The 16,686-nt window shown below is 59.8% G+C and carries 18 protein-coding genes; 11 read left to right on the top strand and 7 right to left on the bottom strand.

Annotated features, from left to right (window positions below; genetic code table 11):
• Nucleotides 1-236 precede the first annotated feature (236 nt).
• Nucleotides 237-1,418, bottom strand: coding sequence for a 2-isopropylmalate synthase (locus Hbl1158_RS06935; RefSeq protein WP_234299487.1), 1,182 nt, complete (start codon nt 1,416-1,418; stop codon nt 237-239).
• A gap of 338 nt (nt 1,419-1,756) precedes the next feature.
• On the opposite strand from Hbl1158_RS06935, the gene Hbl1158_RS06930 reads away from it, so the two are divergent.
• Nucleotides 1,757-2,047: a DUF5779 family protein gene (locus Hbl1158_RS06930; protein WP_234299320.1), complete on the top strand. Its 291-nt coding sequence runs from the start codon at nt 1,757-1,759 to the stop codon at nt 2,045-2,047.
• Nucleotides 2,048-2,199: 152 nt separating this feature from the next.
• Here the strand turns inward: Hbl1158_RS06930 and Hbl1158_RS06925 are convergent, their stop codons facing one another.
• Together Hbl1158_RS06925 and Hbl1158_RS06920 are read right to left on the bottom strand one after the other, a co-directional pair.
• Nucleotides 2,200-2,856, bottom strand: coding sequence for a cupin domain-containing protein (locus Hbl1158_RS06925; RefSeq protein WP_234299319.1), 657 nt, complete (start codon nt 2,854-2,856; stop codon nt 2,200-2,202).
• Entirely contained in the window at nt 2,853-3,620 is a 768-nt protein-coding gene (locus Hbl1158_RS06920) for a VOC family protein (protein ID WP_234299318.1), read from the bottom strand. Before Hbl1158_RS06920 ends, Hbl1158_RS06925 begins: the two co-directional genes overlap by 4 nt.
• A gap of 63 nt (nt 3,621-3,683) precedes the next feature.
• Between Hbl1158_RS06920 and Hbl1158_RS06915 the strand changes: the two genes are divergently transcribed.
• A complete protein-coding gene (locus tag Hbl1158_RS06915) occupies nt 3,684-4,358 on the top strand; it encodes a hypothetical protein (RefSeq protein WP_234299486.1) in 675 nt (224 codons plus the stop codon).
• 10 nt (nt 4,359-4,368) lie between these two features.
• The gene (locus Hbl1158_RS06910) at nt 4,369-4,932 is read left to right on the top strand and encodes a hypothetical protein (protein ID WP_234299317.1); all 564 of its coding nucleotides are present in this window, start codon (nt 4,369-4,371) and stop codon (nt 4,930-4,932) included.
• Nucleotides 4,933-4,968: 36 nt separating this feature from the next.
• On the opposite strand, the gene Hbl1158_RS06905 is transcribed toward Hbl1158_RS06910, so the two are convergent.
• Nucleotides 4,969-5,178: a ribbon-helix-helix domain-containing protein gene (locus Hbl1158_RS06905; RefSeq protein WP_234299316.1), complete on the bottom strand. Its 210-nt coding sequence runs from the start codon at nt 5,176-5,178 to the stop codon at nt 4,969-4,971.
• A gap of 140 nt (nt 5,179-5,318) precedes the next feature.
• On the opposite strand from Hbl1158_RS06905, the gene Hbl1158_RS06900 reads away from it, so the two are divergent.
• Complete coding sequence (locus tag Hbl1158_RS06900; protein WP_234299315.1) at nt 5,319-5,645, top strand: hypothetical protein; 327 nt, start codon at nt 5,319-5,321, stop codon at nt 5,643-5,645.
• Here Hbl1158_RS06900 and aglJ read toward each other — a convergent pair.
• A complete protein-coding gene (gene aglJ / locus Hbl1158_RS06895; RefSeq protein WP_234299314.1) occupies nt 5,607-6,635 on the bottom strand; it encodes an S-layer glycoprotein N-glycosyltransferase AglJ in 1,029 nt (342 codons plus the stop codon). The genes Hbl1158_RS06900 and aglJ overlap by 39 nt on opposite strands.
• A gap of 126 nt (nt 6,636-6,761) precedes the next feature.
• Between aglJ and Hbl1158_RS06890 the strand changes: the two genes are divergently transcribed.
• The 7 genes from Hbl1158_RS06890 to Hbl1158_RS06860 all read left to right on the top strand — a co-directional run bounded on the left by Hbl1158_RS06890 (nt 6,762) and on the right by Hbl1158_RS06860 (nt 13,545).
• The gene (locus Hbl1158_RS06890) at nt 6,762-7,919 is read left to right on the top strand and encodes a glycosyltransferase (protein WP_234299313.1); all 1,158 of its coding nucleotides are present in this window, start codon (nt 6,762-6,764) and stop codon (nt 7,917-7,919) included.
• The gene (locus tag Hbl1158_RS06885) at nt 7,916-8,980 is read left to right on the top strand and encodes a glycosyltransferase family 4 protein (RefSeq protein ID WP_234299312.1); all 1,065 of its coding nucleotides are present in this window, start codon (nt 7,916-7,918) and stop codon (nt 8,978-8,980) included. Before Hbl1158_RS06890 ends, Hbl1158_RS06885 begins: the two co-directional genes overlap by 4 nt.
• 60 nt (nt 8,981-9,040) lie before the next feature.
• Nucleotides 9,041-9,601: a hypothetical protein gene (locus tag Hbl1158_RS06880; protein ID WP_234299311.1), complete on the top strand. Its 561-nt coding sequence runs from the start codon at nt 9,041-9,043 to the stop codon at nt 9,599-9,601.
• Nucleotides 9,602-9,628: 27 nt separating this feature from the next.
• Nucleotides 9,629-10,525 carry an alkaline phosphatase family protein gene (locus Hbl1158_RS06875; RefSeq protein ID WP_234299310.1) on the top strand — a complete coding sequence of 299 codons (897 nt, stop codon included), beginning with the start codon at nt 9,629-9,631 and terminating at the stop codon, nt 10,523-10,525.
• A complete protein-coding gene (locus Hbl1158_RS06870) occupies nt 10,522-11,427 on the top strand; it encodes a hypothetical protein (protein ID WP_234299309.1) in 906 nt (301 codons plus the stop codon). The genes Hbl1158_RS06875 and Hbl1158_RS06870 overlap by 4 nt, the downstream gene beginning before the upstream one ends.
• Nucleotides 11,424-12,440, top strand: a complete 1,017-nt coding sequence (locus Hbl1158_RS06865) for a glycosyltransferase family 4 protein (protein ID WP_234299308.1) — start codon at nt 11,424-11,426, stop codon at nt 12,438-12,440. Before Hbl1158_RS06870 ends, Hbl1158_RS06865 begins: the two co-directional genes overlap by 4 nt.
• 646 nt (nt 12,441-13,086) lie before the next feature.
• Nucleotides 13,087-13,545, top strand: a complete 459-nt coding sequence (locus Hbl1158_RS06860; protein WP_234299307.1) for a hypothetical protein — start codon at nt 13,087-13,089, stop codon at nt 13,543-13,545.
• A 291-nt stretch (nt 13,546-13,836) separates the two neighbouring features.
• Here the strand turns inward: Hbl1158_RS06860 and Hbl1158_RS06855 are convergent, their stop codons facing one another.
• Nucleotides 13,837-15,279 carry a glycosyltransferase family 39 protein gene (locus Hbl1158_RS06855; protein ID WP_234299306.1) on the bottom strand — a complete coding sequence of 481 codons (1,443 nt, stop codon included), beginning with the start codon at nt 15,277-15,279 and terminating at the stop codon, nt 13,837-13,839.
• A 22-nt stretch (nt 15,280-15,301) separates the two neighbouring features.
• The gene (locus Hbl1158_RS06850; RefSeq protein WP_234299305.1) at nt 15,302-16,393 is read right to left on the bottom strand and encodes an NAD(P)-dependent oxidoreductase; all 1,092 of its coding nucleotides are present in this window, start codon (nt 16,391-16,393) and stop codon (nt 15,302-15,304) included.
• Nucleotides 16,394-16,686: the final 293 nt, after the last annotated feature.

Raw genomic sequence — 16,686 nt, 5'->3', positions numbered from 1 at the left:
CGTGTCGCTGGTCGCTGGTGGTCGGTGGCCGGTACGCGGGTCGGATGGGTGGGTGTGCGGGGGCGGTCACGCCCCTACGATACCCGAGACCTCCGCGAGAAGGGCGACGACGCGCTCGTCGAGCGTGCGGCGAGCGGCCGGCGAGACGAGTCGCGTCGTCATCTCGCCGACCGCTACCGGCCCGACGGCCATAACCGTACCGCGGCTGGCAACGATTGCGCGCGCCGCCATCGCGCTCAGACGCGCGCCTCCCGCTCGCGCTCGTCCTCGTCGGAGTCGGCCTCCGCGACGCCCTCCTCGGCGGCGAACCGGCGGACGTCCGACATCGTGACGCGGCCCTCCGCGCCGTGGTCCTTCACCCGGCGGGTGACCGCGCGGACCTCGGACTCGGTCGGGTCGAAGCCGTCCTCGACCAGCCGCTCGCGCACCGAGTGGGTGCCGGTGTGTTTGCCCATCACCAGCTCGCGGGTCGCGCCGACCATCTCGGGGGTCATGACCCCCGGCTCGAAGGTGTCGCTGTTCTCGATGACGCCGGCGGCGTGGATGCCGGACTCGTGGCTGAAGGCGTTGCGCCCGACCACGGGCTTGTTCGGCGGCACCGGGATGTCGCTGGCCTGCTCGACCATGCGCGACACCTCGGTGATCCGTGTCGTGTCGATGCCGGTGTCGGCGTCGTACAGCGACTCGGCGGCCATGACGACCTCCTCGAGGGCGGCGTTGCCGGCGCGCTCGCCGATGCCGTTGACCGACACCTGCATCTGGTCGGCCCCGGCCTCGACGCCGGCCAGCGCGTTCGCGCCGGCCAGCCCGAAGTCGTCGTGGGTGTGCACGTCGATGCCGGCGTCGGTGTGCTCGGCCACCACCTCGATCAGGTCGCCGAAGCGACGCGGGGTTGCGACCCCGCAGGTGTCGGGGATGTTGATCCAGTCGACACCGACCTCGTCGACGGCCTCGATCACCTCGACGAGGAACGACTCCTCGGTGCGGGTGGCGTCCATCGGCGAGAACATGACCTCCGCACCCGACTCCGTGGCCATCTCGACGGCCTCGACGGCCCGCTCTTTGACCTCCTGGCGGGTCGCGTGCATCGAGTCCTCGATCTGCACGTCGCTCGTGGAGACGAACGTGTGGATCATCCCGACCCCCGAGTCGATGGCGGCCTGGATGTCCTTCTCGACCACGCGGGCGAGCCCGCAGACGGTCGTGTCGGTCGACTCCGCGATGTCTTTGACGGCCTCGAACTCGGCGTCGGAGTTGACCGGGAACCCCGCCTCGATGACGGAGACGCCCAGCTCGTCGAGGGCCGCGGCTATCTCTCGTTTCTCCTCGTAATCGAACGACGTGCGCGGCGACTGCTCGCCGTCGCGAAGCGTCGTGTCGAAGATACGGACAGATTCGAACTCGTCAGTTGCACTCAGCGTGCCCTGGAAGAACCCGTTCCGCCGGACTGGTTACCGACGAGTCCTGATTATGGGACATCGTCCCAGTTGAGGGGAGAACTCCTTGTAAACAGTTCCGGTCGGACAGGTAGGGACCGCCCCGAACGACCGTCCGATCGATCGACTTCGGCGACGATCGCAAGACACCAACGACCTATCTCTACCGGGGTGTGTTAATATGTCCTTGTATAGATGGTGTGTACGTTCGATCGGGACGCGGCCGGACGGGCGTCGACTGGCAGCCGTCGACCTCGGCGGTCGGACGCCCGTCGGACGTGGACCGAACGCTTTTGAGAGAACACGCCCTCCGGCGCGATATGGCCGATTTCGGGCTCGACCTCGAGGACGCCGAGGAGATGATGGAGTCGGACGGCACCGTGGGGGACGTCGTCCTCGGCGTGCTCGACGGCGAGACGGAGCCCGAGCAGTGGGTTCGCAACATCGAGTACGGAAACGTGCTCGTGTTGGCCGTCGAGGGGGACCTCAACGAACTGGCGAGCGGGTTCGCCCGCCAGGTGAACGAGATGGGCGGCGAGCTCACCCACTTCCGGGGGTTCCTCGTCGTCTCCCCACCGAACGTCGACATCGACACCGACCGACTGGGCTGAACTGGGTCGCCGGCGCAGGCGTGTCCTCGTCGGCGCGGTCGAGTCGGGTGTGTCGCCGTCGCCAGCGCGGTCGAGTCAGGCGCGTCGCGAGGGAGATCCGACGCTGGCCCCCTTGAGACGCTCACACGCGCCAGGACGCCAATACGCGCCGTTCACGCCGAGAACCGATCGACCGTCTCGCCGCATTCGGCACACGACAGGACGTACTCGGTCACGTCGGGGTTGACTCCCGCATCGACGGTCTGAACCTCGTACTCCCGGTCGGTTACCGCTCCGCAGGCCGGACACGCCTCTTCGATCACAGCGCCGTCGGCGTCCTTGGGCGCGCCGAGCGCGAGGAAGCGGCACGGCTCGTCGCCGGCGGCGACCGCCCGGTTCGGGGCGTTCTCGGGCACGAAGAACGCCTCGTCGGGGCCGACGCGGTAAGTTCGGTCGGGCGTCTCGACGGCCAACTCGCCCGCGATGACGTAGAACATCTCCTCGTGATCCGGGTGGCGGTGGTACCCCCACGGCACGCGCTCGCCGGGGTCGGCCTCGTAGTAGTTGCAGCCGAACAGCGACGCGCCGACCGCCTCGTCGAGTTCGCGCTTGACGCGCGTCGGGTTCGGCGTGTTCGCCACCTCCTCGACGGCGACGTGTCGGTAGCCGCGGTCGTCGTCGCCGGCGCGGTTATCGTCGCTGCCGGCACGACCATCGTCGTCGCCGACGCGGTCATCAGCGTCGCCAGCGCGGCCATCATCCTCTCTGACGCCGACGCCGTCGCCGCATTCGACCTCGTCGCCATCGGCGACGGTATCCTCCCCGGTCATCGGTCCGTCCCATTCGCTCCATGCTCACTCTCGACCGGTAGCAACACGACGTGGTGCCCGTCAGGGTCGTACAGTTCGACGGAGCCGTCGCCTCGCTCGCGGACCGTGACCGAGGGCAGGTCGCCGTAGGCGTGCTCGGCGAGGGCCGCGGGTTCGCGCACCCGGATCGCGAGGTCGACGTGGACCCCGCCGCGGGCGTCGGCCAGCCCGAGTTGCGGCTCCCACAGCTCCACGTCGAACTGGCGGTCGGCTCCGCTGGGCCCGCGCATCCGGATCCTGCGTCGCTCGTCCCCGCGGTCGACCGTGGAGAAGCCGAGCGCCGACCAGCAGTCGCTCGCGACGTCGACGTTCGCCACCTCGAGGACGACCTCGAAGATCCCGACGATCCCGGTTCCGGCGTCGTCGGGGGCCGTTCCACCGATCTCGGGCGCGTGGGCGTCGTCGTCCTCCAGGTACAGCGACCGGAACGAGCCGAAGTCTACCTCGGGCGCGTCGGGGAACCTGGCTCGCCAGGCGTCGTACTCCCGACCCGGCACCTCGAACGCGAAGTGCGTGTGGAGGCCGCCCCGGGGGACCGACTCCGGGCGGCGCAACACTAACTCGGTGCCGCCCGCGTCGAAGGCGCACTCGCTCGGGGTGCGACGGGTCGGAACGAGCCCGAACGCGTCGGCGTACCAGTCGGCCGCGCGGCCGAGGTCAGTCACCTCCAGCGCGAGCGCGGCGAGTGCCGGGCGCGGCTGCGTCGTCGCGGGTCGCGTCGTCATCTCGTCAGCCCTTCCGGCGGCACCCCACTTAAGCCCGCGGCGCTCCTGTGCCCGTGTATGCCGATGAAAGGGTCCGGCGGAGGCGACCCGGTCGTGATCGACGAGTTCGACGGCGGCGTCGGGTGGATCGCCTATCCGGACGAGACGATGGAGCGAGCGAGCCACGCCCTCTCGGTCGACGGCGACGTGTGGGTGCTCGACCCGGTGGACGGCGACGGCGTCGACGACCTGATCGCGGACCTGGAGGGCGACGTGGCGGGCGTCGTCGTCTGTCTGGACCGCCACAAGCGCGACGCCGCCGCGATCGCGACCCGCCACGACGTGCCCGTGTACGTTCCCGACTGGATGACCGGCGTCGCGACGAAACTCGACGCACCGGTCGAGCGATTCGGCCGCGAGTTGGGCGGCCTGCGGGCGATCACGATCCGCGACTCGTCGATCCCGCCGTGGCAGGAGGTCGGCCTCCTCGACGAGGACGGCGGGACGCTGTACGTCCCCGAGTCCGTGGGGACGTCCTCGTACATGCGCACCGGCGGGGAGACGCTCGGCGTCCACCCCATGCTGCGGCTGTTCCCGCCGCGGCGCGCGCTCTCGGGGCTGTCCCCCGAACGAGTGCTGTGCGGTCACGGGGCCGGCGTGACCGAGGGCGGTGCCCGCGCGCTCGCCGACGCGCTCGACAGCTCCCGGGGCAACGCGCCGGGGCTGTACGTGAAGGCGCTCGGCTCGGTCCTCGGATGAGCGCCGAGCGATGAACGACGGACGCGGAAGATCGGACGGACCCAGCGGATCCGACGGTCCCGGCGGATCGGACGGACTCGAGGAGCCTAAGACATACGGCGAGTTCGATGAACCGGGCGAACAGGACGGGGACGACGTGCGCGTCGGCGACGACCCCGCGCCCGAGTACGTCACCGCCGACCTGCTCTCGCTCCTCCTGGAACGCGCACGAGAGGCGGATCCCGACGACGAGAACGTCGTCCTCGACGCGACGGCCGCCGGCGACCTGGTCGACGCGCCGCCAGCCCTGGACCCGACGACGCCGGTGTTGACGCACTTTTATTTCCCGTCCGCGGGCGGCTCCGTCGCGGCGGTGTTCGGGATGGACCTGGGCCGCCCCTCGGGGCGGGCGCGGTTCCTCTCACACCCCGACGGGGACCGTCGGCTCACCGAGGCGGACGACCTCGCGGCGACCGTCTTGGTCGCGACGCCGCCCTACGAGGCGGACGACGTGGTCGCGTACGACCGCCGCGGGCGACGCCGCGAACTGGTCGTCGTCGACGCGGAGCCGCCCGAGGAACGGGTCGCCGAGTGAGTAACGGGATCAGTCGGCCCGGGGGCGACGACTAATCTACTCCAGATAGCCGAGGTCTCGCAGTTGATCTGTGATCTCCTCGAACTCCGCCTCCGAGAGCGACCCCTCCTTCTGGTGCTGGATGACGATGCTACGCAGGAGGAACCGAACGAGGTCCGAGGTGGACGAGAAGCTCGTCCCCTCGATGGTCTCCTCGACCCGCTCGGCGAGGTCCTTGGGGATGGAGACGGTGGTGTAGTCGGTCATGTGCTATGGGAGGTCCGCGGCACCGATAAGCGCGGCGACGCGGGAGGGGGATTGGGACCGAGACGCCGGATGCAAGTGTGAGACGCGACGCCGTCGGCGTGCCCGGCCGTTTTAGTCCCCGGAGATCCAACCCGGGAGCGATGGCAGCCAGACCGCCGCAGGGGGACACGTCGGAGCCCGACTCGATCGAGTTCGGCATCGCGGCGCTGAACGCGCGCTTGGACCGCGCGGGCGTCCGGTTCCCGGCGACGACCGACGAGCTGATCGAGTCGCTGGGCGACACGGAGGTCTCGTACGACGCCGCCGGCAACACGCTCGACGTGGCGTCGGTGCTCCGTGAGATCCCCGAGGAACGCTTCGAGTCCGAGCGCGACCTCCTCAACCGACTGCACCCGATCTTCGAGGACCGTCGCCGGAGCGGGGCCGGATCACTGCTCGGGCGGGTCCGTTCGATCCTTCCCTTCTAATTCGGCGGCGATCGGCTCGCCCTCCGCCGACTCGCGGGCCTCGCTGTCCGCGTCTCCCTGGCCGAGCGCGTCGTCGACCTCGCGCTCCAGACGCTCGACGCGGTCCAGCGTCTCGCCGTGGAGCGTGACCACCAGATCCGAGAGCACGCCGAAGATGAGCAGTTGCACTCCCAGGATGAGCCCGACCCCGGCCACGATCGCGAGCACGTTGTGCGGGATCCCGTTGACGAACCAGTCGTAGGCGACGTACGCCGCGACCCCCGTCCCCGCGAGCCCGGAGGCCACCCCCGCGCTCCCGAAGTAAAACAGGGGGTTCGAGGTCTTCGCCTGTCGGTAGATCGCCATGAGGATGATCCCGCCGTCCTTCACGGGGTGGAGGTTCGTGTTCGACCCGCTCGGACGCGGGAGGTAGGTGATCGGGACGACGGTCGTTCGGACGCCGTGGCGCGCGCACTCGACGGCCAACTCCGTCTCGATGCCGAAGCCGTCGGCGGCCAGGCGGAGCCGCTCGAACGACTCGACGGTGAACGCGCGGTACCCCGAGAGGATGTCGCCGTAGTCCTCGCGATGGATGACCGAGAACAGGCCGTTGAAGACGGCGTTGCCGAGGCGATTGAACCGCGTCATCGCGCCCTCGCGCATGTCGGCGAAGCGGTCGCCGATGACGTGTTCGGCGGTGCCCTCGCGGAGCGGTTCGAGCATCGCCTCGGCGTCGCTCGCGCGGTAGGTGCCGTCGGCGTCGGCCATGAGAACGTACTCCGAGGTGACGTGCTCGCGAACCGCCTCGCGGATCGCCTGGCCCTTCCCCGAGCCGGACTGGATCTCCACGCGTGCGCCCGCCTCGCGTGCAAGCTCGCGAGTGTCGTCCGTCGACCCGCCGTCGATCACAAGCACGTTCTCGAGGCCGTGCTCGCGAAAGTCCGTGACGACGTCTGCGACGGTCGCGGCCTCGTCGTAGGTGGGGAGGAGCACGCAGACATCGTCGGTCATGTGTGTTCGGTGGTTCGGGGGGCGAGTTAGGGGTTTCGGGACCACGGGAGCCGCGGTGTGGTCCGGGCGGCCGGAGGCGACTTCCCGACCGCCGTCGTTTTGTACGGTGTCGGCGAACGGCCGGCAATGCGATTCCGTCGTCTCGTCGGCTGGCTGGCGGGGCTTGTCAGTCTCACCGGGCTTCCCTACCTCGCGTACGGGCTCCTGTATCTCCTCCGCGACCCGGAGGGGTCGCCCGCGGCGAAGGATCACGACGCCGAACCGTCCGTGAGCGTCGTGCTCCCGACGTACAACGAGGAGCGGATCGTCGAATCGAAGCTGGAGGGAATCTGCGGGTGGGACTACCCGATGGAGGAGGTCGAGGTGGTCGTCGTGGACTCCAGCGACGACGCGACGCCCGATATCGTCCGGCAGTTCTTCGCCGACCGCGAGGCCCCGGAGTTGACGCTGATCGAGGAGACCGAACGCCGCGGGCTCGCGGTCGCGCTCAACGAGGCGTACGCCGCCGCGAGCAACGAGGTCGTCGTCAAGACCGACTGCGACTCGACGGTCGCCGAGGACGCCCTCCGGGAGGCCGTCGCGAACCTCGCCGACCCCGCGGTCGAGGCGGTGACGGGCCGGAACGCCGAGGTGCTCGGCGGCAGCGAGGTCGAGCGAGGGTATCGCGACGTGCAAGCGGAGATCCAGACGCTGGAGTCGCACCTCGACTCGACGTTCATCTTCCACGGGCCGTTTTCGGCGTTCGAGCGCGACTCGATCGTCGCGATCGACGAGGACTCCATCGCCGACGACACCGAACTGGCACTAAAGATCCGGAAGAACGGCGGTCGGGTTGTGTTTGATCCGGCGATTCGGTACAAGGAAGCGAGTCACTCGGCGTTCTGCAAGCGGCGGACGCAGAAAGACAGGAGGGCGATGGGACTGTTGCGGTTGCTGTGGCGTCAGCGGGACGTGCTCGGTGGGTACGGTGGCTACGGGACGGTCGTGTTGCCGTTCAACTGGTGGTTCATGGGCGTGTCGCCGACGCTGATGATGGCCGGCGTGGGACTGGCGTCGCTTGGGGCGGTCGCTGTGGGCGGGCCCCTCGGGCTTGCGGTGCCCGCGGGGGTCGGGGGGTTCGTGTGGCTGGGGGCGCGGGATTCGCTGGGGTCGTTGCAGCCGGCGTACGCGCTGTTCGACACGCAGGTCTCGCTGTTCCGGGCGGCGGTGAAGTTACTGCGTGGGGAGGGGGACGGGACGTGGGACGTGGATATGGAGCTTCGGGAGGCGTTTGAGAGCGGATGAGAGTCCTGCAAGTGACACACCGGTATCCTCCGCAAAAAGGAGGAGTCGAAACTCACGTACGCGAAATAAGTGAGGGACTCGCTTCTCGAGGGCACGACGTGACCGTGTTCGCGGCTGATGCCGGTGAAGGCGGTGCGACTCGTGAGTGTCGTAACGGAGTCAACGTCCGTCGTTTCCGTTCGCTTGCTCCCGGCGGATCGATGTATATCGCCCCAAGTATCGCTCTGGCGGCTCGGCGGTACGACGCGGATATCGTCCACGCACACAATTATCATGCCATCCCGGGGCTGTTCGCAGCGCTCAACGTTTCCGAAGAGCGCTTCGTGTTCACGACGCACTATCACGGCGAGAGCGCTTCCCCTACGCGGAACACGCTCTTGTCATTTTACCGGCCGATCGGAGGGTGGACAGTACGAAGAGCCGAGCAGGTGATAGCCGTAAGTCGTTGGGAACAGGCACGGCTCCGCGATGACTTCGGCGTGAACGCGAAAGTCATACCGAACGGACTGGATGTAGACCGATTCGTGGACGCATCCCCGCTTTCGCAGACCCGACCGTACTTACTGTACGTTGGCCGGCTCGAAGAGTACAAGGGCGTGCAACATGCTATCCGAGCACTACCTCAGTTACCGGAGTACGAACTGATGGTTGTAGGTACTGGACCATACGACGATACGTTGAAATCGCTCGCTGCCGAGGTTGGCGTGTCAGAACGGACTGATTTCCTCGGGTATGTCGATAACGCCCGGTTACCCGGACTGTACGCCGGTGCGACAGTATTCTTGAGTCTCTCAATGTTCGAAGCGTACGGGATGACGGTCGCAGAGGCACTCACCACAGGTACGCCGTGTGTTGTGCTTAAGCGAGCTGCCCTGAAGAATTGGGTAGAAATCGACGGGTGTGTCGGAATCGATACTACTCAGCCCTCTGAGATATCGAAGGCCGTTGAAGCGGCCACGACCTCGAGTGTCAACTACGATCCGATGACGTGGAGTGAAGTAGTTGATAGGGTGGAAACAATTTATTACGACCAGACAAGGGTCGATCCGACAAGCGATTGATCGACCGCATCGCCTATATACATCTGCCATACACAAGACAGTAGCACCCGTGGGCCGACAATGACAGAAATAACAGTCGTTATACCGACGACCAGCGAGGACGTGCTCACGAGGGAGTCCGTCCCGGATGGCGTCCCGATCGCGATCGCCCGTGGCGGGACATTAAACGAGGCTCGTAACGCAGGAGTCGATGCAGCGCCTACCGAGCGTGTCCTCCTCCTCGACGACGACATTCGTTTCTCGGAGGATTTCTTTTGGTCGGTGGTAGATGAAATAGAGGACCATACTCTCGTTGGAATGTGCGACTGGAACTACGACCTTGTCGCCGGACGGCTGATGGGCTTCACGAAGAGAACTTGGCGGGAGGTGAACGGCTTCGACGAACGTCTCAGATCCCACATGGGAGATACGGACTTCGCGCTCAAGTGTCACAAGCGCGGATTCAACATAGAGCGTATTCCGAAGACCGAGATACACCACGATGGGCCACCCGGTGCGATTGAGCGAACCGATGCGTGGGACCATGCCTGGCGCGGACTCTACCTCGCCGGAAAACACCCCAGGTACGCGCCGCGACTGTTTCGAGGAATGGTCGAACCTGTATTGAACGAAAGCGATTAAATATCCGAACTACCAACGCAAATAAAAATGTTACTCGTACTCGCATTGGACGCATTGGACCACGAACACGTCTCTCGGTTCGACGTTCCCGCCTTGGAACTCGAACAAGCACGCCCGATCGAGACGTTCTCATATATGAAAGACCAGCCATACACACTCGAGGTGTGGCCGACTGTCGCGACCGGGCTCGGACCAGAAGAACACGGGCTGACAGGAGGCGGAACAAGCGAGTGGGACAACTCGGCGGTCAATTTTGTTTCGAAATTCACATCGAAACTCGGCGGGAACACGCGAGATAAGCTCGGAAGCCTCGCGGAGTCAGTAACGGGGGCGACATACAGCATTCCCGAGACCGATTCCGAACACGTGTTCCAAGGCGAGGGTCGAGTTGTTCACAACTGGCCAGGAGTCCACAACTCTGCAGAGCTCAAACGGGTGTGGGATACTGCAAACCCGGACGAGGGCGACCAGACCATCGGTGGGTTCGAGCGAGAAATATACGGTATCGGAGCCGAGCAGTTCGGCTGGACCCGCGAGATGCTCAACCACGAACTCTCACTAGTCGGTTGTCATATTCATACACTAGACATGTGTGGGCACATTTATCGTCACGACGAGGCTCGATATCGGAAGACGTATCAGCGAGTCAATGACTGGGTCGCCGAAGTACGCGATCGACTGGGAGATGACGATGAACTCCTTCTGCTCAGCGATCACGGTATACACACGAGCTGGGACTCAAGTTCCGTGGAACCGGGACGACACGCCGAGCGAGCGATGGCCGCAACCACGATGTCGACCGATCTCTTCGATGACGTTCGTCATGCCCGTGAGTGGATCGAAGCGGCTGTGAGCGACGTTGACATTTCACGCCAAGAGGTGGATATGCCGACGGACCAGTTGGAGGACTTGGGATACATATGACGTTCGGCGACTGGGTAGAGGAGTCGCGCGACCGCATCGCGGCTGACGGCCTTGCTGGTGTGCACCCCTCTATGTACGAGTTGTACGTCGGAATGTGGCGTACTCTCGGAAGACGGTACAACTACGGCAGAAATATCTTTGATGACTCGTGGGACGTCGTCGTTATCCTTGATGCCTGTAGGTGGGATCTGATGCGTGAAGTCGAAGCGAGCTACGAGTTCGTCGACGATACTGCAGACTACTCGATCGCGAGCAGTTCCGGTGAGTGGATTCCGAAAACGTTCGACGATGTTGACACCTCTGATGTGGCATACGTTACAGCGAACCCATTCTCGAAGATGCTTCTCGACGGCGGAGACTTCCTCGTCCTCGACGAAGTCTGGGATTACGCCGTCGACGAGGAGATTCGAACGATCCCGGCCGATGCTGTGACCGATAGAGGAATTCATACGTACCGGAACGCAGACCCCGAGAAACTCATCTTACACTACATGCAGCCACATTATCCGTTCGTTCCAAGTCCGATGGATCGAGGGCTACCGTTACACGACTTCGGACAGAGCCCGTGGAGCGACGTCTGGGACAGGCTACAGGCTGGTGAGGTCACTTACGATGACGTCTGGCAAAACTATCGAGCCAACCTCGAGTACGTTCTCGATAGTGTTGCGATTCTCTTGGATAACGTTGATGGCGAGGTTCTGATCACCGCCGACCATGGGAACCTTCTCGGGGAATTTGGTTTATACGGGCATCCCGATCATGTCCCGTTGCCCGCGCTCAAGCGAGTCCCGTGGTGCAAAACGTCTGCTACTGACAATCGTTCACACGAACCCAAGGAGTGGAAAAGCTCAGAGGAGGCACACGATCGGGAAGACCTCCTTCGAGACCTCGGGTACCGATGAGAGTCGGTCTCTACGGTCCGCTCAATGAGGAGCAAACAGGCCCATCAAGAGTGACAAGTGGGTTGGCCTCCGGATTGCAGAAACTCGGACACGAGCCGGTACTCGTCACCTACGGAAACTCGCAAGAACACCCACAAGCGACGGTCCACCACATCGGCGAGCGTCCGGGTAACGTTCGAGGCTATCTCGACGTTCACCGTCGAGGAGAAGCAGTCATGTCCGATGTCGATGTCGATGTCGTTCACTGTCTGAAAGGGACGTTCGAGAGTTCTGACGTTCGAACCGTTCACGGCACGCTTACATTTCTCAAGGTTCCCCTCGGCACATATTCTCCCCGTGAAATGGTCGGCGACGCAGTGATGAGCTACTACTCCCGAAAAAGCGCGCTTGCGAGCTCTACTGTTGTGTCTACGAGCCCAGAGGTCGCTACTATGCTCAGACGCTGGTGGCGGATAGACTCGATAACGATCCCACTCGGGATCGACGAGGAAATTCTCGCGGACGACATCGAAACTGAACGCCCAACGGTCTTCTTGCCGGGGAGAATCTCAAAGAAAAAAGGGCAATTAGGCGTCCTCCGATCGCTCGATACGTCGCGGTGTGACGTGCATCTCGCGGGATCGGTTAAGGACGAAGCATACGCTCGGGACGTTCTTGATTTCGATATCACGTATCACGGTTACGTCTCACGGGAAGAGTTGCTAAACCTCTATAGTAGAGCTGATGTTACTGTCGTCGGTTCGACTCACGAGTTCTTTTCCGTGACCGCTCTTGAAGCTCTCGCACGGAGTTCCGCGCTCGTGATCACCGATAGTTGTGGGATCGCGACCTACCCACACGTACGTGAGAGTTCAGCAGTACGGGTTGTCGGTGATCAGGGTGCGGCCGGGCAGGCGGCGATAGACCTGGTCGAAGATCCCTCACTTCCAAATCGAAAGCAGGTGGCGAGGGATCTCGCCTCTGGAATGACGTGGCGTTCTGTCGCGGGGAGCTACGTGGACCGGTACGACTAGGTCTGTAGGCGACCACCGTAGCTACAACTAAGTTGTTAATTCTTTCTCGCAGTTAGAATACATACACCGCTATCGGCGTTATCAGGCCCACCCTCTCAACAGAATATCCATCTCATCAAGCAGCTTGAACACCACTTTTTGATGCGAATAGAGAAAGGCATTCGTCTCTACGATCATCGTATCCTGTGGGATAGTCATATTCTGAAAAATTCTCATCTCTGATCTATTGGATCTAAAAACAACATATCATGCTCCAGGATATCTGATGGTGAAATTTCTTTGGCGATAGCTGAGTCGCTGTACACTCCCACGTTCTCACCTACGATAGAATGATGTACGGAACACTTCTCGAAAACCTGATTTAGCCGAATCGTCTCTTTCAACTGCGTTACTTGCTCCGCACCTCCCTCGAACGTATGTACGGAATCGTCAGATACTGCTCTGTTATTTGTAACGACGGTTGAGACTTCGCGACCCCCACCAACGAGTGAGCATTAAATTCATGGCCTGACCGTCGCTATTTGCATAAATTCCCAACCTCTGCAAGCTCAAATATAACAGTCAGATACCGTTTGGATCGGACTACGGATACATTGAGGCGCTGGTCGCCCAACTCCGAGGGTTTGAGATTCGTGGCCGTGGTCCCGTGACAGATCAGCGCGGTATCCAAGCTGGATACTATAAACCTAGTAGCGGAATTGCTCATTGGATCTTAAATAACGCAGACACGGCCGATTCTCTGGCCAACGATGTCTGGAATGATCGCGATGCTTCAATCTATGGAGCGACTACTGGAGTTTCTGGAGCGAACCAAACTTACCATACGGGTGAGGCTTACAGGTTCGATGGAAGCGGCGACTATCTTGAAGCGCCGAGTCTTGGTTCAGGATTTTCGAACGGTTTTTCGGTCGTAGTCTGGATTAGACCAGTTTTTCAGGGGAATGCCAATCATGTGCTATCTTATGAATCAGGGAACGACTCTAATACTGTATTCCGGTTTGAGCAGGATAATAGCTCAACAGGGCAATTGGATTTCGGTGTAAATGATGGGTCCGACAATTTCGTTGAAGTAACCTATTCGGACTTAACTGAAAATGTATGGTGACACCTTGTCGGAACTTTTGATGGATCTACTATACAACTGTTTCACAATGGATCGGCCGTAGGATCCACCTCTGCCATTGTTGTTAATGACGCGGCTGATTTTTCAAAATTGGGGCACGCCATTCAGCAGAGGATCATTAGGAGGGTGATATGGACGATCTGCGCATCTATGAACGGTGTATTTCTGAGACTGAAATTAACCATCTCTATAATAAGTAATTATATAAATTATTAACAATTAAATTAGTATGAGCCGTTCTTGATATGAGTCCCTTGTGGGAACACAAATTCTTTATTTTGGTTTATAGATCCAATACCCATCTGGTTGAGCATATAATTTATAATTATCACGAATGGCATTGATCTGTTCCGGAGTCCATCGGCTTGTGTGCCACTCTGATTTATGTGACACATTAAATAATAATACAACATAGTCATATTCTCCCGAGTCAAGATCGTTGATTATGGGGTCTGTGGTGACTATTTCTTGCCGCATTAACTGCCGCATAATAAATGGCTGATAATTAATAGCACTATTAGACCCAATAAGCAATCCAGCATCCTCCGATAGCACCTTTGAACCATCTTCTATCATTAGGTCAGCCTGCTCAGCGTCTCCATATGGTGAAACTGGTGGGGATAGGAATGCCCCGAGTTGTAATATGACTAGAAAGACTACTAGTGCAGTTCTACCGTTTACCTTATTACGAATACTTCCTATCTGTAGTTCCTTATTCCAATAGGTAATAAAGTATCCAGCAAGAATTCCCGCACCGAGAATCATACTCAGATAGGGTGTCGGTCCCGACCCAACCTTACCCCCAAGAAGAATTCGGATACTACCGACAATAAAGTAAGCTACCATAACGGTCGGCAGCGCCCGCCACATTGTCAAAATTGCTGTGCCTGCAAATGCGAAGACAATCAAATGAACCTGTCCAATAGAATATAATTTTCTTATAACCGGAAAGAGAGAGTAGGTATTTTGATTGTATGTCACCAAATGTAGCCATGCCTCCCCTCCGGTCAAAAAAGTCAAAACGCCAAGTAGACCGAGTCCGACACCACCGAGCCCTATACTGAATGCTGTTGCTCGTCGGAACTCTTGCCGAATTATAAGTGTTAACACGATTGCTGCTGGCGCCACAAATAAGGACTGCTTAGTATACAACGCAAGAAGACAGAGAAGTCCGCTTCCGACCAACTGAATCCGGCCGCTACGTGTCATAAACCAATAAATTGCTGCGATTGAGAATGTCATTCCAAGAATATCTACTCGTGCCAACAGAATACGCTGTGATACAATTGGGCTGAAAAGAAATATGATCCCGGGTGTTAGTGCCACAATTGAATGAGCGTCGGTATCCCGATATAGGAGCAAGCTTGATAACGCGGCGACAAAAAATCCAGATATAACTGAGACAAATCTAGATGAAAAGAAAATATTGTTGAAAATTATATCAAGAATACCCACAATAACAGGGTAAACCGGAGGGTAATTAGTAACCAAATGAGGTGCAGTTTCTACTGGTTGAAACATAGCGTCCCAGTTCAGGGCATAATTAAGAACAAATCCCTCAGCATAATCGATCGACTGTGACAGAGTCAACGCATATACGATGTCATACAGGAGCAGTATCAGATTTGTTGCTCCAACTAGTGCAACCGCTCCCAACAACAGCTCTCCATTTCTCCTTTCGATTAAATCAATAATCTGCCCAAATTTGTAATTCATATCTTCTATCTAAAACTGTTATTTACACACTCTGAAACACACGTTTGACAAATCGTAAAGCGCCCTGATCCCACGCTACCCGATGGTCCTTCCCAGTATTGTCAGTATTTTCTTCGTAGTTTTCTAGATACCAGTGATAAGTATCAACTAGAGCCTCCTTATTCGAGTATTCGGGTTCCCAACCAAGATCGCACAACTTCTCTACAGACACATATGAATCCTCGTGAGCAGTCTCGTATACCCATGGATACAGCGGTGAGAGATTGAGTGCGTTCAACACGCGGAGCGCAAACACAGTAAGAGGGGCAGGCGTCCCGATCACACGCTTCCCAGTACCGGCTTCGTCAAGCAATGCTTGGAAGTCCTCTTTCATAGTGCCGTACTCAGTCGTACCCACGTTGAATGTGTCATTCACATCCTGCTCCTCCAACGTGAACATCAACTTAATTGCTCGCACGAGATCGTCCACGTGCAGGAGTTGGTATTGATTGTTACCCCACCCTACGAGTGGAACATTTGCACCGTCCTCAACCCAATCAAACAGAACCTGGAAGACTCCGAGCCGTTGCGGACCGATGAACGTTTTCGGCCGAATAATTGGGACACACATCCCCATCCGACGGAAATCCTTACAGACTTTTTCGGCCTCTATTTTGGCGTTGCCGTATGGTCCGACACCATCAAGCGGTGACTCTTCCGTAATTGGGTGCGTTTCGTGGGTTCCATAGACTGCTGTTGAGGAAATGTAGACGACTCGATCGATGTCGAGTTCACTTGCTGCCCAGAGCACAGAACGCGTGCCGTCTACCGTCACCTCCCAAATTTCGTCATCGTCCCAGAGAGGAAGTGCTGCCGCACTATGGACAACTACGCCGGCATCAGCTTCTTCAAACGCATCCAATACGGCATCCTCGTCGCGGACGTCTGCTTCTATGAAGTCAATATCCTCTGTATCGTCCTCTTCGTTGAACGGCTTCAGATCGAGTGCAGTTACGTCCCAGCCCTGTTCATCCAAATGCTGGCACGTATGGAGGCCAAGAAAGCCAGTTCCCCCGGTGACAACCACGGAGTCGTATTGGTTATCGTGAGATGTTTCCTCTTCTATCGTACTCATCGTGTCGAACGACTTAGCGTGATCCCATTATGCTTTCTGTTCTGTCTATTTTGTCGCTGTGAACGAACCGTCTTCGAACCAGGAATATTATTTATTATGCAGTGACCTTCTCGACAATCCCAACTGAACAGATATTGTAGGGATATAACCAGCAGAATTACCCTTTCACCGGCGAAATTCATCTGTAGATGTATTCCCGAGCTCACGCACTCCTCTCCGCCGCAATCGGAATCCCGCTTGCTGTTGGGGCCTCAGGTGTACCCGCATCTGCGAGTCTCTGGGGATACGTGCTC

Source organism: Halobaculum sp. CBA1158 (genome assembly GCF_021431925.1).
Lineage (GTDB): Archaea > Halobacteriota > Halobacteria > Halobacteriales > Haloferacaceae > Halobaculum.
Note: the sequence above shows the minus strand (reverse complement) of the source record. Positions and strands in the feature narration are given on the sequence as shown.

What these genes read in the sequence shown, in the direction of transcription:
- Hbl1158_RS06865 (WP_234299308.1), top strand. Translation starts at nt 11,424, where the DNA reads ATGAGAGTCGGTCTCTACGGTCCGCTCAATGAGGAGCAAACAGGCCCA.
- Hbl1158_RS06900 (WP_234299315.1), top strand. Translation starts at nt 5,319, where the DNA reads ATGGCAGCCAGACCGCCGCAGGGGGACACGTCGGAGCCCGACTCGATC.
- Hbl1158_RS06855 (WP_234299306.1), bottom strand. Translation starts at nt 15,279, where the DNA reads ATGAATTACAAATTTGGGCAGATTATTGATTTAATCGAAAGGAGAAAT.
- Hbl1158_RS06920 (WP_234299318.1), bottom strand. Translation starts at nt 3,620, where the DNA reads ATGACGACGCGACCCGCGACGACGCAGCCGCGCCCGGCACTCGCCGCG.
- Hbl1158_RS06925 (WP_234299319.1), bottom strand. Translation starts at nt 2,856, where the DNA reads ATGACCGGGGAGGATACCGTCGCCGATGGCGACGAGGTCGAATGCGGC.
- Hbl1158_RS06905 (WP_234299316.1), bottom strand. Translation starts at nt 5,178, where the DNA reads ATGACCGACTACACCACCGTCTCCATCCCCAAGGACCTCGCCGAGCGG.
- Hbl1158_RS06850 (WP_234299305.1), bottom strand. Translation starts at nt 16,393, where the DNA reads ATGAGTACGATAGAAGAGGAAACATCTCACGATAACCAATACGACTCC.
- aglJ (WP_234299314.1), bottom strand. Translation starts at nt 6,635, where the DNA reads ATGACCGACGATGTCTGCGTGCTCCTCCCCACCTACGACGAGGCCGCG.
- Hbl1158_RS06890 (WP_234299313.1), top strand. Translation starts at nt 6,762, where the DNA reads ATGCGATTCCGTCGTCTCGTCGGCTGGCTGGCGGGGCTTGTCAGTCTC.
- Hbl1158_RS06875 (WP_234299310.1), top strand. Translation starts at nt 9,629, where the DNA reads ATGTTACTCGTACTCGCATTGGACGCATTGGACCACGAACACGTCTCT.
- Hbl1158_RS06870 (WP_234299309.1), top strand. Translation starts at nt 10,522, where the DNA reads ATGACGTTCGGCGACTGGGTAGAGGAGTCGCGCGACCGCATCGCGGCT.
- Hbl1158_RS06930 (WP_234299320.1), top strand. Translation starts at nt 1,757, where the DNA reads ATGGCCGATTTCGGGCTCGACCTCGAGGACGCCGAGGAGATGATGGAG.
- Hbl1158_RS06880 (WP_234299311.1), top strand. Translation starts at nt 9,041, where the DNA reads ATGACAGAAATAACAGTCGTTATACCGACGACCAGCGAGGACGTGCTC.
- Hbl1158_RS06910 (WP_234299317.1), top strand. Translation starts at nt 4,369, where the DNA reads ATGAACGACGGACGCGGAAGATCGGACGGACCCAGCGGATCCGACGGT.
- Hbl1158_RS06885 (WP_234299312.1), top strand. Translation starts at nt 7,916, where the DNA reads ATGAGAGTCCTGCAAGTGACACACCGGTATCCTCCGCAAAAAGGAGGA.
- Hbl1158_RS06915 (WP_234299486.1), top strand. Translation starts at nt 3,684, where the DNA reads ATGAAAGGGTCCGGCGGAGGCGACCCGGTCGTGATCGACGAGTTCGAC.